Annotated in this window: 18 protein-coding genes; 17 read left to right on the top strand and 1 reads right to left on the bottom strand. The window is 66.8% G+C overall.

From position 1 onward, the window contains the following. Nucleotides 1-370: 370 nt before the first annotated feature. The 9 genes from CKW06_RS05310 to CKW06_RS05270 all read left to right on the top strand — a co-directional run bounded on the left by CKW06_RS05310 (nucleotide 371) and on the right by CKW06_RS05270 (nucleotide 6,489). Nucleotides 371-2,707, top strand: a complete 2,337-nt coding sequence (locus CKW06_RS05310; RefSeq protein ID WP_024956101.1) for a VapE domain-containing protein — start codon at nucleotides 371-373, stop codon at nucleotides 2,705-2,707. A gap of 16 nt (nucleotides 2,708-2,723) precedes the next feature. After that, a complete protein-coding gene (locus CKW06_RS05305) occupies nucleotides 2,724-2,984 on the top strand; it encodes a DUF7696 family protein (protein ID WP_231910890.1) in 261 nt (86 codons plus the stop codon). 74 nt (nucleotides 2,985-3,058) lie between these two features. Continuing rightward, the gene (locus CKW06_RS05300) at nucleotides 3,059-3,286 is read left to right on the top strand and encodes a hypothetical protein (protein ID WP_024956102.1); all 228 of its coding nucleotides are present in this window, start codon (nucleotides 3,059-3,061) and stop codon (nucleotides 3,284-3,286) included. Between the two features lie 41 nt (nucleotides 3,287-3,327). Beyond that, nucleotides 3,328-3,966, top strand: a complete 639-nt coding sequence (locus tag CKW06_RS05295) for a deoxynucleotide monophosphate kinase family protein (protein ID WP_024956103.1) — start codon at nucleotides 3,328-3,330, stop codon at nucleotides 3,964-3,966. Between the two features lie 152 nt (nucleotides 3,967-4,118). Beyond that, the gene (locus CKW06_RS05290) at nucleotides 4,119-4,502 is read left to right on the top strand and encodes a hypothetical protein (RefSeq protein ID WP_005408339.1); all 384 of its coding nucleotides are present in this window, start codon (nucleotides 4,119-4,121) and stop codon (nucleotides 4,500-4,502) included. A 355-nt stretch (nucleotides 4,503-4,857) separates the two neighbouring features. Beyond that, nucleotides 4,858-5,286, top strand: coding sequence for a helix-turn-helix domain-containing protein (locus CKW06_RS05285; protein ID WP_223846372.1), 429 nt, complete (start codon nucleotides 4,858-4,860; stop codon nucleotides 5,284-5,286). Next, nucleotides 5,283-5,633, top strand: coding sequence for a hypothetical protein (locus tag CKW06_RS05280; protein WP_024956104.1), 351 nt, complete (start codon nucleotides 5,283-5,285; stop codon nucleotides 5,631-5,633). The genes CKW06_RS05285 and CKW06_RS05280 overlap by 4 nt, the downstream gene beginning before the upstream one ends. After that, nucleotides 5,630-6,115 (top strand): glycoside hydrolase family 24 protein, encoded by a 486-nt coding sequence (locus CKW06_RS05275; RefSeq protein WP_024956105.1) that lies wholly within the window; start codon nucleotides 5,630-5,632, stop codon nucleotides 6,113-6,115. Before CKW06_RS05280 ends, CKW06_RS05275 begins: the two co-directional genes overlap by 4 nt. Further along, complete coding sequence (locus CKW06_RS05270; RefSeq protein ID WP_024956106.1) at nucleotides 6,112-6,489, top strand: hypothetical protein; 378 nt, start codon at nucleotides 6,112-6,114, stop codon at nucleotides 6,487-6,489. Before CKW06_RS05275 ends, CKW06_RS05270 begins: the two co-directional genes overlap by 4 nt. Before the next feature lie 84 nt (nucleotides 6,490-6,573). Here the strand turns inward: CKW06_RS05270 and CKW06_RS23710 are convergent, their stop codons facing one another. Continuing rightward, complete coding sequence (locus CKW06_RS23710; protein ID WP_158079763.1) at nucleotides 6,574-6,717, bottom strand: hypothetical protein; 144 nt, start codon at nucleotides 6,715-6,717, stop codon at nucleotides 6,574-6,576. 124 nt (nucleotides 6,718-6,841) lie between these two features. On the opposite strand from CKW06_RS23710, the gene CKW06_RS05265 reads away from it, so the two are divergent. The 8 genes from CKW06_RS05265 (at nucleotide 6,842) to CKW06_RS05230 (ending at nucleotide 13,990) form a co-directional block, all read left to right on the top strand. After that, on the top strand, nucleotides 6,842-7,396 hold the full coding sequence (locus CKW06_RS05265; protein WP_024956107.1) for a hypothetical protein: 555 nt from the start codon (nucleotides 6,842-6,844) through the stop codon (nucleotides 7,394-7,396). Beyond that, nucleotides 7,393-7,983, top strand: coding sequence for a phage baseplate assembly protein V (locus CKW06_RS05260; RefSeq protein ID WP_024956108.1), 591 nt, complete (start codon nucleotides 7,393-7,395; stop codon nucleotides 7,981-7,983). The genes CKW06_RS05265 and CKW06_RS05260 overlap by 4 nt, the downstream gene beginning before the upstream one ends. Before the next feature lie 52 nt (nucleotides 7,984-8,035). After that, nucleotides 8,036-8,374, top strand: a complete 339-nt coding sequence (locus tag CKW06_RS05255; protein WP_005408332.1) for a GPW/gp25 family protein — start codon at nucleotides 8,036-8,038, stop codon at nucleotides 8,372-8,374. 2 nt (nucleotides 8,375-8,376) lie between these two features. Further along, nucleotides 8,377-9,273 (top strand): baseplate assembly protein, encoded by an 897-nt coding sequence (locus CKW06_RS05250; protein WP_024956109.1) that lies wholly within the window; start codon nucleotides 8,377-8,379, stop codon nucleotides 9,271-9,273. A gap of 223 nt (nucleotides 9,274-9,496) precedes the next feature. Then, nucleotides 9,497-10,045: a phage tail protein I gene (locus CKW06_RS05245; protein ID WP_223846484.1), complete on the top strand. Its 549-nt coding sequence runs from the start codon at nucleotides 9,497-9,499 to the stop codon at nucleotides 10,043-10,045. Between the two features lie 7 nt (nucleotides 10,046-10,052). Next, nucleotides 10,053-12,020 (top strand): tail fiber domain-containing protein, encoded by a 1,968-nt coding sequence (locus CKW06_RS05240; protein ID WP_024956111.1) that lies wholly within the window; start codon nucleotides 10,053-10,055, stop codon nucleotides 12,018-12,020. A 1-nt stretch (nucleotide 12,021) separates the two neighbouring features. Beyond that, a complete protein-coding gene (locus CKW06_RS05235; RefSeq protein ID WP_012479299.1) occupies nucleotides 12,022-12,681 on the top strand; it encodes a hypothetical protein in 660 nt (219 codons plus the stop codon). Nucleotides 12,682-12,787: 106 nt separating this feature from the next. Then, nucleotides 12,788-13,990, top strand: coding sequence for a phage tail sheath C-terminal domain-containing protein (locus CKW06_RS05230; RefSeq protein WP_024956112.1), 1,203 nt, complete (start codon nucleotides 12,788-12,790; stop codon nucleotides 13,988-13,990). Nucleotide 13,991 lies beyond the last annotated feature (1 nt).

Here is a 13,991-nt window from a genome sequence, read left to right as displayed (position 1 = left end):
AGGCTCCTTGTGCACGGGCGCCCGAAGGCGCGATGGAGAGAAACGATGGGCCGTCGTTGACGGCGATCGCATCATCCGAAAACCGGTTCTCGCCAACTGCGACGCATCGGCACGATCACAGTGATCTGCGAACGCCATCGCAGATCCAATGCTTACTGGGTGGCCCCATTGCGATCAGGGATATAAGGTGCTGGAAGGTGTTGCAAATGAAGCCCCGTTCCGACACCATGACCGTATCACCACTCCCATCACATCCTGACCACACTGCGTCGGTCGGCCGCTGCGTGACCTGCGCACGCCGGACACTGCACAGCACGTTGGCCGCCATCGGCCGCCGTGGACCGATCCACGTTCCCAGGGGCCTTGTCGAATGCACACACCGCATCCCACGCAGGACATCGTTCCCGCGTTCCTGCAGGCCATGCACGCGCACGGCATCGTGCCGGACGCGCGCGGCCGCGACGCGCTCAACGCCGATGGCACGCTGGTGCGCTTCCATGTGGAAGGCGACCGTCGTGGCACGCGCAATGGTTGGGCGGTGTTGTTTGGAGACCACGTGCCGGCCGGCGAGTTCGGCAGCTGGCGGACCGGCACCCGCCATGCCTGGTGCGCGAAATCGCCGACCGCGTTGAGCGCCGCCGAGCAGCGTGCCATCAGGCAACGCCACGAGGCGGCCCGCAGCGAGCGCGAACGGCATCAGCGCGAACGCGAGGACGCCGCCGCCAAGGCGGCCAACGTGCTGTGGAACCGTGCCATTCCTGCCGATGCCCACCACCCCTATCTCGTACGCAAGGGCATCCACGCACATGGCCTGCGTGTGGCGCCATGGCCGGTGCGCAACAGCGATGGCCTTGTCTTCCGCCACATCGACAGCGCCCTGCTGGTACCGGTGATGAACAGCGCGGGCCGTATCGTCTCGTTGCAGGCGATCTTTCCCCGCGTGGATCCAGCACTTGGCCGCGACAAGGACTTCCTTTCCGGTGGCCGCAAGCAGGGCTGCTTCCATGTCATCGGCAAGCCGGTTACCGGCCAACCGATCGCCATTGCAGAGGGCTATGCCACCGCCGGATCCATCCACCAGGCCACGGGCTGGTGCGTGGTGGTGGCCTGGGATGCAGGCAACCTTGGCGCGGTCGCCCGAGCCTGGCGCGGCGCCATGCCGGACGCGTCATTCGTGCTGTGTGCCGACAACGATCAGTGGACGCGGCAGCCGCTGGACAACCCTGGCGTCACCCTGGCCACGCAGGCTGCCGCGGACATCGATGCCCGCGTGGTCTGGCCCGAGTTCGCCACGCTGCATGGCGACGATGACCGCCCTACCGACTTCAACGACCTGCATCTGCGCGAGGGGCTGGACACCGTGCGTGCCCAGTTGTTGCCCCCCATGCCACCGGCAGGGGGCGACGACGTGGCACTGGACGATGCGCCGTCATCGGCCAGCGCGCGCTACCAGGTGCCTGGCAACCTGTCCGCATTCGATGCCTTCACCCCGTTTCCCGATACCAACGCGCGCGGGCGGCCGTTGCCAACCGCCCGCAACCTGGCCGAGCTGTGCCGTCGTACCGGTGTGACCGTGCGCTACAACGTCATCCGCAAGGATCTGGAGATTCTGGTTCCTGGGCTGCAGACGACCGTGGACAACGCCAAGGAGGTCGCGGCGGGCGAAGTGATGGATTGCATGCACCGCGCCGGCATGGCCACCGCCAGCTTCGAGACCAACCTGTGCCAGGTGGCCGAAGCCAATCCCTACAACCCGGTAGCCAGCTGGATCACCTCACGGCCGTGGGATGGTCAGTCCCGCCTGCAGGCGTTCTTCGACACCGTGCAGGAAGCCAAGCCCACGCACATGGCCGACGGCCGCGTGCTGAAGGAAGTCCTGATGCGACGCTGGCTGATCTCCGGCGTGGCTGCGGCGTTTGAGCCCGATGGCGTGGTCGCGCGCGGCGTGCTGACGTTCGTTTCGAAACAGAACCTGGGCAAGACACGCTGGGCGCGGCAGCTGGCGCCGGTAGAGCTGCAACTGATCGCCGACGGGGTGGTGCTGGATCCGGCCAACAGGGACAGCGTCAAGCAGGTCATCTCCAGATGGATCGTCGAGCTGGGCGAAGTCGATGCCACCTTCCGCCGTACCGATATCGCGGCACTGAAATCATTCATCTCGCGCAGCCATGACGAGATCCGTCGCCCCTACGCGCGCACCGAATCCCGCTATGCGCGGCGCACCATCTTGTTTGCCAGTGTCAACGACGAACGCTTCCTCCGCGATGCCACCGGCAACACCCGCTGGTGGACCGTGCACGCCGTGGCGCTGGGCGAACCGGCGCGGATCGACATGCAGCAGGTCTGGGCTGAGGCCCATGCGTTGTACTGCAGTGGCGAGACCTGGCACTTGAGTGCCGAGGAACTGGATGCGCTCAATGCCACCAACAGCGAACACGAACCCATCTCGCCGATCGCCGAACTGATCGATCGTCATTTCGACTGGTCGCTCCCTGCCGAGCACTGGAGCGCGCACTACCGCGCCACCGAGATCGTCATCGCGGTGGGCATCGACAGGCCCAACCGTCGCGAGGTGAACGAGGCCGCCGCCTACGTGGTCAAACGCCATGGCGTACGCACCCGCGTGGTGGGCAAGGAACGCGCCAAGGTCTGGCTGATGCCAGAGCGCAGACGCACTCTCGCCGAGCATGCGGCAGGCCCGTTCTAGATGCCACGCATCCATGATGCGTCGCGACGTTGACAGCAGCAGCGACGACTGGCGCCAGCACTGCGAAGCACGTCGCCTGCTGCAACTGGACGGCTACCGGCGCATGGGTACCGACGGGCGCTGGACGGCGGTCAGTCCGCGCCGGCACCGCCAACAGTATCTCGAGGGCGTCCTGGCCGCACGCGGCCCGGTTGAGCGTGAGCGTCTGGCAGCGGCGGCATTGCGGCTGTGGATCGCCAGCCCGCCCGCCCAACCGCACCATACTGAAAGTAGATGAAAGGTGTTGACTAGGAGCCTCTACAGGGGCAAGATGCCGGTATCGGCCCGCCACCTTCCAGGAGCGCTTCCGCCATGTCCCGTCCCCGACTGCATGCCTTCGAAGGTGAGCAGCTGACCGTGCAGCAGATCCACCAGCGGGTACCGGTGCTGTCCGAGCGGACCATCCGCGACCACCTTGCTGCCGGCCGGCGTACCCGCACCGCCATGTTGTGCTTTGACCCGATCGCCGCAGCGGCCCGGGGAGGGCGCATCACCCAGCGCATCCTCCGCGCCCGCAGCGTCGTCGGTCGCGATTCCTGATCCTCCGGCACCTGCCGCATTTCTCCAGGAGTAGATTCCGCATGATTCCCGCCTCCCCCGACAGCGGTCATCGCATGATTGCCGACACACTGGCCGCGTTCCGTGCCGGCCCTGCACTGGGCAGCATCGCCCTGCGGCCGGCGCCGCGTGCGCGCGTACCGCTCTACATCGGCATCGCCGGCAGCAAGCGCTCGGGCAAGGACACACTCGCCAATGGACTGGCGTCGGCGTTGTCACTGCCATACGACAGCTTCGCGGCCCCGCTGCGGCAATTGGTCGCCTCCCTCCTCGGGCTCTCCCTGCACGAACTGGACAGCCGCAAGGAGGACGCCATCGACTGGCTGGCCGAACTCACCCCGCGCCACCTGATGCAGACCGCCGGTACCGAGTGGGGGCGTGACCGCGTCCATCCCGAGCTGTGGGTACGCTCGCTGTTCGCACGCCTGCCCGAGGGCGGGCTGGTACCCGACGTCCGCTTCGCCAATGAGGCCCGCGCGATCCGCCGTCGTGGTGGTGTCGTGATCCGCGTCAATCGCCCAGGCCATCGCAGCAGCGACCCTCATGCCAGCGAGCAGCCGCTACCGCATGAGCTGGTCGACATCGAAGTCGACAACGACAGCACCCCGGCCGATCTGGTCCGCAGATCGCTGGACCAGCTGCTTTCGCGCGGTGTGATCTGATCCGGAATGCCGGCCCGCCATCCGGTCCATCCCCCGAACCCAGCGCATGCCCCGACCCATCATCGGCGAAAATGATGTAAGGTCATCCCCCATCACCGACGACACCTGTCGTCACCCTGCATCCCCAACCCATTTCGCAAAGAGGAAACGCCATGGAGGTCGAACAGTTCACGTCGACGCGCCTGAAGGCCATCGAGTTGTTCAAGTCCCAGCCCAAGGGCAGCAAGGACACCGTGAGCCTGGATGCGATCTTCATCTCGCTGTGCACGCTGGCCACTGCCCGGGCAGGCGCTGGCAGCGCCCAGCAGGCGCGTACCGTGGCCCGCCCGGGCAACCAGCAGCCGCCCGCGCCATGGTTCGTCGAAACCCTTGCGGCCCTGAAGGGCAAGGGCGAGTCGATCACCGTGGCGCGCTTCCTGATGTTCGCCAACCGCTTCCCGGTCAAGCGCATGGACCAGGTCAACGCGGCACGCTGGCTGCGCGACGCCGGGTACATCCCCCGCAAGACCGGCGGCAACCTGGTGTTCGATCTTTGATCCAGCGCCCCCTGCAGTCCTGAAGCCCCGGCATCGTCCGGGGCTTTTTCGTTTCCGGCCAGTACACGGCGCATGAGGCTGTGTGGCAGGTGGCCGTCCTCACCCTGTACCTGCCCCATCCCCTTGATCTGCCTCTGTTCCTGCCAGGTGAGGACAACGAGTACGGATGTACAGGAAAACACCAGCGGCCAGAGCAAGCGGATTCGGCCCACTGCAAGCAGGCGTATCGTGCTCCTCCCCACTCCTCACGCACGACTGAACGTCTTCAGCGCGCCGATATAAAAGTAGATGAAAGGTGTTGCCTAGTCATGCGGGATGGCAACAGTGGAGATCAATGCCACTGAAGACATCCTCCATGAACGCCCTGCCCGACAGCATCCAGACCCTGGCCGAGGTCATCGGCGAATCCGCAGCCCTCACGCTGGTGCGTGCCTGGCCGCCGACCACCTCCAGCACCACCGGCCGTCACCGCGTCATCGTCTACGTCCCCTCCACCCTGCCCGACCAGCACCGGCTGATCGACATCCTTGGCCACGACGTCGCCCAGCGGCTGGTCGCGCACTTCGGCGGCGAACTGTTGTTCCTGGCATCCTGCTTCGCTGCCGGCGCGCACGAACGCCGCGAGCAGATTGCCCGCGCGGTCGCCAGCGGCATGCCACGCGACCATGTCGCGCGTGAGTTCGGCGTCTCACAGACCACCATCAAGCGCGCCCTGCGCGGTGCGCGCACCGCGTTGCCACCGGCTGTCCACCCGGCCCTGCTCAAGGGATACGCACGCGCATGAACGAGAGCGACCTGCTGGCCGGCGTGCCGGATTGGGCCAAGTACCTGGGCGGGACCTCGGGCGTGCTGATCGCGGTGTCGCTGTGGCTGCGCCAGTGGTTGTCGTCGGCCAAGGTCGACCGCACCGCCGATGAAGCCACCAGCAACACCCTGCGCACCCTTCAGGAACAGCTCGCGGCCGAACGTACACGCGCCGATGGGCTGATGCACGAGCGCGAGGCAATGGCCGAGGAGATCGGGCAGCTGCGCGGTGAAGTCAGCGCCCTGCGTGCACAGATCGCCCAGCAGAGCGTACAGATAGACGCTCTGTTGAACCTGGTGCGCAAGCAGCCGGGGGCCGCCGCATGACCGCCGCTGCAGCCAGCGCCCTCGGTGGCGCCAGCGTCGCCGCATTCCTGGACATGCTGGCGGTATCCGAAGGCACCGACATACCCAGCCAGCGCTCACGTGACCGCGGCTACGACGTCATCGTCGGTGGCCAGCTGTTCACCGACTACCGCGACCATCCCCGCGTGCTGGTGTCGTTGCCACGCTATGGCATCAAATCCAGCGCCGCCGGCCGCTACCAGTTCCTGCGCAGCACCTGGGATGACCTGCGCGCGCGACTGGGCCTGCCTGACTTCGGCCCGGTTTCGCAGGACCGCGCGGCCGTGGCGCTGCTCAAGCAATGCGGTGCCTACGAGTTGATCCGGCTGGGCCGCTTCGATGCCGCCGTCACTGCGGCTCGGCGCATCTGGGCATCGCTGCCGGGCGCCGGCTACGGCCAGAAGGAGCACGCGCTGGAAACACTGCGCGCGGCGTACCGTGCCGCCGGCGGAGCCCTGCAGTGACGCCCGCGGCACTGAGGTTGGGCATCGGGCTGCTGGTCCTTGCCGGTAGCCACGCGAGCTGCGCCTGGCTGGGATGGACCCTGCGCGACCGCACTGCGGACCTTGCCGTTGCCACCACCCGGGCAGCGCAGCAGGAGGCCCGCACCGATGCAGTCCAGCGCGCGAACCAGCAGGCCCTCGCCAACAGCGCCGCAGGCGCGCAGGCCGAATCACAGCGCCTGGCCCACCAGGCCCGGCACACCGAACAGTTCAACACCCTGCAACGGGACATCGAGACCCATGCCAAGACTCCTGGTCGTGATCGCGGCGACGCTGACGCTGAGTTCGTGCGCATCTGGCGCGAGGCCAACGCCGGCCACGCCCTGCCGCGCTGACCTCAGCATCGCACCTGCCCAGCTGCTTCCCCCACCCCGCCTGCCGGACCTGCACGCAGCCAGCGATGACGCGCTGCTGCGCAATCACGTTGCGGTCGCACAGCAGTACCACGCGCTGGCCGACCAGCTGAGTGCGCTGCTGTGCAGCCTCGGCAGCCAGCGCGGCATCACCATCAATGGCGCCGCGCCGGCAGCACCCGCCGACTGCGGCAGCAGTGCCACTCCCACGCACTGAGCCTGCCGGATACGGCCACGCCTGCAATGCCACCCCACTGCGGTGATGGCAACACTGGCTGCAGACCGCGCGCGCCGCACGGGCCACGCCCTTCTTCCCTTCCCTGCATGAGCTGACATGGCGAACGATTCCTTCCCTCCCACGCTCGATCCGCTGATTGCCGCGATCGAAGCCGCTATCCGCGCACGCTTTCCGGGGTTTGCAAGCGTCGAGTTCCATCGCGACGCCAACGCTGAGGGGATGCCCCTGCCGGCCTGCCTGCTGGCGATGACCCGCTGTGACCGCAGCAGGGACAACAATGATGGCAGTGGCCTGCTGCAGGCCACGCTACGCTTCGAAGCGCGCATTGCGCTGCCGGCGACCGATGCAACCACAGCGCTGCAGCTGCGCAACGCGGCCCTCGCCCTGGCGACCTGGCTGCACCAGCTCGGCCGCTTCCCCGGCGTTGCCAGCGGTGCGATCGATGTGATTGCAGCATTGCCGGAAGACCCCGCGGCGGCACAGCCGGGCCTGCGCACCTGGATCGTCGAGTGGTCACTGCCGGTCGCGCTGGGCGACAACCCCTGGGACGACGCTGGCGGCGTGGTGCCGCAGGCGTGCTACAGCTTCGCGCCGGAGATCGGCCGCGTCCATGAGTCCCGCTACCAGCCATTGCCGGAGCGCGCACCATGAGCGCCGAACACGCGCGGTTGATCGGCAATCTGCTGATGATCGGTGTGGTACGCGAGCTGGACGAGGCAAACGGACGCGTTCGCGTCGATGCCGACGGCATGCTCACCGACTGGATTCCCTGGCTGGAACGCGGCGCGGGACCGGGCGTACGCACCTGGTGCGCACCCGAACCCGGCGAGCAGGTCGTACTGGCGTGCCCCTATGGCGACCCCGGCCAGGCGCTGGTACTCGGCAGCCTGTACCAGGACCGCTTCCCGCCGCCGGCCGACTCGCGCCTGCGGCAGCGCACCGAGTTCGCCGACGGCAGCAGCGTCGAGTACGACCAGGAAACCACCACGCTCAACGTCCATGTCGGCAGCGGCAAGGTCATCGTCACCTGCGCGAATGCACAGGTGATCGCCAGCGAATCGATCGTGCTCGATACACCCTCGATCAAGGCGACCGGCGATCTGGATGTCAGCGGCGCGATCAGCGCCGGCAAGGACATCAGCACACCGGGCGAGGTCAAGGCCGGTGCCATCGGCCTGAAGGCACACAAGCACACCGCACAGGGCCCAACCGCCCCGACCACGCCGGCCCAGGCCTGAGCGGCCACGCCTGCAATGCCCTGAAAACCCGCACTCCACGACGATAGAGGCCATGCGAGGAATCGACGCCAACACCGGCAAATCACTGGATGGGCTCGCCCATCTCCACCAGTCCGTGCGTGACATTCTCACCACGCCCCTTGGCTCCCGCGTACTGCGCCGCGAATACGGTTCACGCGTATTCGAACTGATCGATGCGCCGACCAACCGCTCGCTGCGCATGGACCTGATCGCGGCCACCGTCGACGCGCTGGCGCGATGGGAACCGCGTCTCCACGTCGAGAACGTCGACGTCTCCCTCCCCGCCCCCGGCGTGATGATCCTGGCAGTGACCGGGATCCACCTGCCGGACGGCGAGGCCATCACCATCGAAGGAATCGAGGTTCGCTAACCGTGGCATCCGGCTCGTTCACCAGTGTCAATCTGTCCCAGCTGCCTGCACCGGCGGTCATCGAAGTGCTCGATTTCGAAGCGATGTTCGATGAATCGCTGACCGCACTGCAGGCCCTGGATCCCACCTTCGACGCGCTGCTGCCGTCGGACCCGGCCTTCAAGATCCTGGAGGTCTGCACCTACCTGCGCCTGCTTGATCGCCAGCGTGTCAACGACGCCGCGTGTGGCGTGATGCTGGCCTATGCCGGTGGCAGCGACCTGGACCACCTCGCCGCGATCTTCGGCGTCGCCCGCCAGGTGCTCGACCCGGGCAGGCCGCAGGAAGGCATTCCACCGCGATATGAGAGCGATGAGGACTTCCGCCGCCGCATCCAGCTGGGCCCGGAAGGGTTCAGCGTGGCGGGGCCGGAAGGTGCCTATGTATTCCATGCGCTGAGCGCGGACCCGCGCGTGCTCGACGCCAGTGCGACCAGTCCCGCCCCCGGCGAAGTGGTGGTCTCGGTGCTGTCGCGCGAAGCGGATGGAACCGCCACCCAGGGGCTGCTGGACATCGTCGAGGCGAAGCTGAGCGCCGATGACGTGCGACCGCTGACCGACCACGTGCTGGTGAAGCCGGCCACGATCGTCACCTACTTGGTCGACGCCACGCTGTTCACCTTTGCCGGCCCGGATTCGCAGGTCGTGCTTGCCGAAGCGCGCACCCGCCTGGACCGCTACATCAGCGAGTCACATCGTCTCGGCCGCGATGTCACCCGTTCGGGGTTGTTCGCCGCATTGCATGCCGAGGGCGTGCAGCGCGTGGAGATCGTCCATCCGGCTGCAGATGTGGTGGTGGACCGAACCCAGGCCACGCACTGCACCGGCGTGACCCTGACCCACGGCGGCACCGATGAATGAGCCGAGCACGCGCCTGATCAACGCGCGCCTGCGCGGCGCGATCGATGGCCGCAACCGCACCTTCCGCCACCCCGGCGGCGCGCTGGCGAGCCTGCAGGCGGTGTACCGCACCGATGCACGGGGGCGGCAGCCGTTGCAGGGCAGCGTCATCGAGGGCAGCAGGGTCACCCTGGCCGCTGCACCGGCGCCCGGCGAGGTCATCGATGGTGACGCCCAGGTGGTGGTGCCCTCGGCGGCGAACCTGCTTCCCGCCAACGCCACCCACGCCGAGCGCGCGCTTGCCCGCGCCATCGTCGCACGTCCGTTGCCGGTGGACATCACCGCGCTGTGGGATGCCGACCGCTGTCCGACCGCACTGCTGCCCTGGCTGGCCTGGGCACTGTCGGTGGACGAATGGAAGGCCTACTGGCCCGAAGCGGTGAAACGCGCACGGGTGCGCACGGCCATCGCCATCCAGCGCCGCAAGGGCACCGCCGGCAGCGTGCGCGACGTGGTGGCCGCCTTCGGTGGATCGGTGCTGATCCGCGAGTGGTGGCAGCTGCAGCCCAGGGGCGCGCCGCACACCTTCGAAGCGGTGATGACCATCGCCAACCAGGATGGCCAGTCTGCCACGGCGATGTTCGTGGAGGACGTCATCGGCGAAATCACCCGGACCAAGCCGGTGCGCTCGCACTTCACCTTTACCCAGGGCATGCAGGCCGACGCCGCCGTCGGCGCACTTGCAGCCGCCCACGCCACGGCCTTCCGCCGCCTTCAACTGATCGGAGAGTAACCCCCGCATGCGCCTGAAAATCACCGATGCCGGCTTCGCCAAGCTGGTCAATCCGCCGAACACCGGCACCAACGCCGTCCTGATCACCCAGATCGGCCTGACCTCGACTGCCTTCGTGCCGTCGGCGGGGCTCACCGCACTGCCCGGCGAGATCAAGCGCGTCGCCACCTTCGGCGGCCAGGCCGTGGGCGATGACACCGTGCACGTCACCATCCGCGATGACAGCGCCACCTCCTACACGCTGCGCGGTTTCGGCCTGTACCTGGCCGACGGCACCCTGTTTGCCAGCTACGGCCAGGCCGATCCGATCATGGAGAAGTCGGCCGCATCGATGCTGCTGCTGGCCACCGACACACGCTTCAGCGGGATCGACACGACGCAGATCCAGTTCGGTGATGCCGGCTTCCTCTATCCTCCGGCCACCACCGAGGTGGTCGGCGTGGTCGAGCTGGCCACCAGCACCGAAGCCGAAGATGCGACCGACACCCAGCGCGCAGTTACCCCGCGTGGCGTGCGCGCTTACACCGACAAGCGCTTCGGCGCCAGCGCCCCGACCGCGCTGGCGAAGACGCTGCTGTCTGCGGCGAACACCGCGGCGGCGCGCACTGCGCTGGAACTGAAGAGCGCCGCGCTAAAGGACACCGGGCATGGCAACGGCCTGGACGCCGACACCCTGGACGGCAAGCACGCCTCCGAGTTCGCCCTGGCCGGTGACTTCGCCACCGTGGGCCACAAGCATGTGATTGCCGATGTGACCGGGCTGCAGTCGGCACTGGATGGCAAGGCGTCCAGGGGCGGCAACACGTTCACCGACCAGCAGTTCATCAGCGGCACGTATCCGTTGCTGGGCTTCGGTGCCGCCGGTGCCGAACAGTCCTTCATTGGCGGCTGGGGAAATTCCAGCCTGTGGCGCGTATGGAGCGCGGACCGCAGTGCCAGCAGCGAAATCACCATCAAGCATGGCGACACGCCGCGCTGGAACGGCTCGCCGATGTGGCATGCCGGGAACTTCGCGCCTGAAGCGAAGATGGACAAGAGTGGCGGGACGTTCACCGGCGCGGTTTCCATCTCCAACAACTCGCTGCGCCTGTCCGGCTGGGGCAGCACGCTGACCGATGGTGTCATCTACTTCGGCACCGGTGACAGCTACATTTTCAAGTCAGGTTCCTCCTTCACCTTCCGCAATGTGGAGGGTGCCTATAGCGCAACGCTCAGCGCAGGCGGGAACATCTGGACCAGCGGCAACTTCGATCCCGGCGGGAAGATCAACAAAGCCGGCGACATCATGAACGGCACGCTGAACATGTATGTGGGTCAAGGCAGCACCCAGGTCGTGCACCAACGGTTCGGCTGGGGCAACAACGTGACCCGATGGGCGACAGCCATGGAGAGCGACGCCACACTTTCGCTTTACTCCTACGACTTCAATGGAGGAACTCCGACGCAGCGCGCGAGCTTCAGCAATGTCCAGTACCGGGAGAACACATTCGTCGGCGGCGTCACTTCCGCAGGTGGCAATGCCGCATTCATCATCAAGGACCGTGGGAACGCGAATCAAGAGTTCCACATCTACAACACGGACAACGTGTTCCGGATCTGGTCGTCCACTGCGCAAGTGGATCGACTGCAACTGAATGCCGCGGGGGCTCTCTGGACGGCCGGCGGCTTCGATACTGGCTCTTCGCGCAAGCTGAAAAACATCGAAGGCGCACTTCCCTATGGCCTGGCAGCTGTCGAACAGATGGAACTTGCAGCCGGCCACTACAAACCCGAGTACAACGACGACGGTCGCCGTCGCCTGTTCTTCGTCGCCGAGCAGCTGGCCGAACTGGTGCCGGAAGCGGTCGACCTGGAAGGCGTCGAGTTCCAGGGTGAGCGCGTGGCATCGGTCAAGCTCGACCAGCTGCTGCCGGTGATGGCCAAGGCCATCCAGGAACTGGCCGCTGAAGTGCGCGCACTGAAAGCGGAGCGCTGACATGCCCAGCGGATATCGCTCTTCCGGTGTCGACTTTGACGACCTGTTCGATCCGTACGTTGAAGGTCCACTGGCGCAGGATTCGGGCCGCCGTATCGGCGGCACCGACCTGAGCCGCCGCTATGCCCACATCCAGTACGGCAGCAAGCGTGCCGACGTAGGCCATCGCATCAACGGCATGGACGTGTCCAACCTGTGGGCGGCCCGCGGCAGCGCCACCTACAGGCTGCCATTCCATGGCAAGGGCTACTCGGCAAGCAATGGCGCCAAGACCAACTCCACCGGCTCCGTGTCGGCAACCGTCTCGATCCTGATGTATGCCGACGGCACCTATGCCATCCGCACGGGCGTCGCCGGTGGCGGCAATGGAGGCAGCTCGGTAGCAGCGTCAGGCCAGTGGCTTCCGGCAGGTGCAAGCGTTTCCGAGTACGAAGTGCAGATCACCGGCTCCTCGCCCGCCAAAGCCTCTTTCAGCACCAGTGCTCCCTCGTTCGTGCCGGCATCGGCTGGACCGTCGGCAGGCGTGTCGATCAGCGTCCCTGCCAGGTCCGCCAGCTACGAATCGGACAGCGTCAGCATTTCCGTCGCGCTGCGCCGTGCCGGAGGTATCGCCCAGGTTTCCACCTTCAGCGCCAGCGTCAGCGCCTCCGGCTGGGTCTGATCGATCAGCGGGCCACCGCTGCAATTATCGCGACCGCCACATTCTCCGAACATTACCCCGTCGCCTGCACAAGCCGGCACACACCCACACCGAGGAAGAACCCCGAATGACCGAATTTCTCCATGGCGTACAGGTCGTCAACATCGATACCGGTGCCCGATCGATTGCCATCGCCTCCAGCAGCGTGATCGGCATCGTCGGCACCGCACCGCTGGCCGACACCGAAGCGTTCCCCATCAACACGCCCGTACTGGTGACCTCGCCGTCGCAGGCCGCCAAGCTGTCGGCGACCACCGGCACCGATGCCGGCACCCTGCCCGGTGCGCTCGACACGATCTTCGACCAGTCCAGTGCCGTCGTCGTCGTGGTCCGCGTCGAGAAGGGCGCCAATGAAAGCGCCACCCTGGCCAACGTGCTGGGCGGCGTGAATGCCCAGACCGGCGCCTACGAAGGCGTGCATGCGCTGCTGGCCGCCAAGTCCATCGTCGGCGTCAAGCCGCGCATCCTGGTCGCACCCGGCTTCACCCATGTGCACCCGGCCGATCCGGCCAAGCCGGAGGCCGTGCTGGCCAACCCGGTCGTAGCGGAACTGCTCGGCATCGCCGACAAGCTGCGTGCGGTGATCATCAAGGATGGCCCGAACAGCAACGACGACGCTGCCAAGTCCACCGCCGCCCTGACCGGCTCCAAGCGCGTCTACGTGGTCGACCCCGCGCTGCTGGTGCAGTCCGGTGATGCCATCGTCACCCGCCATGCCTCCGGTGCCGTGGCCGGTGCCATCGCCCGCAGCGACAACGAGCGCGGCTGGTGGGCGTCGCCGTCGAACCTGGAACTCAACGGCGTGGTCGGTACCGCGCGTGCGATCGACTTCGGCCTGTCCGATGCCACCAGCCGCGCCAACCTGCTGAACCAGGCCAACGTGGCCACGGTCATCCGCGAAGGGGGCTTCCGCCTGTGGGGCAACCGCACCACCAGCATCGATCCGAAGTGGCAGTTCCTGTGCGTGGTGCGCACCGCCGACATCATCGCCGACAGCCTGGAAGCCGCCCACCTGTGGGCCGTCGACCGCGGCATCAGCAAGACCTACGTCGATGACGTGCGCGAGGGCGTCAATGCCTTCCTGCGCGGCCTGAAGACCCAGGGCGCGATCCTCGGCGGCAACTGCTGGATCGACCCGGAACTGAACGCAGCGGACAGCGTGGCCCAGGGCCGCTTCTACTGGGACTTCGACTTCACTCCGACCTACCCGGGTGAGCAGCTGACCTTCCGCATGCACATGAACAACAACTACGTCTCGGAGATCTTCTAAG

Source organism: Stenotrophomonas maltophilia (assembly GCF_900186865.1).
Classification (GTDB): Bacteria; Pseudomonadota; Gammaproteobacteria; order Xanthomonadales; family Xanthomonadaceae; genus Stenotrophomonas; species Stenotrophomonas maltophilia.
Note: the sequence above shows the minus strand (reverse complement) of the source record. Positions and strands in the feature narration are given on the sequence as shown.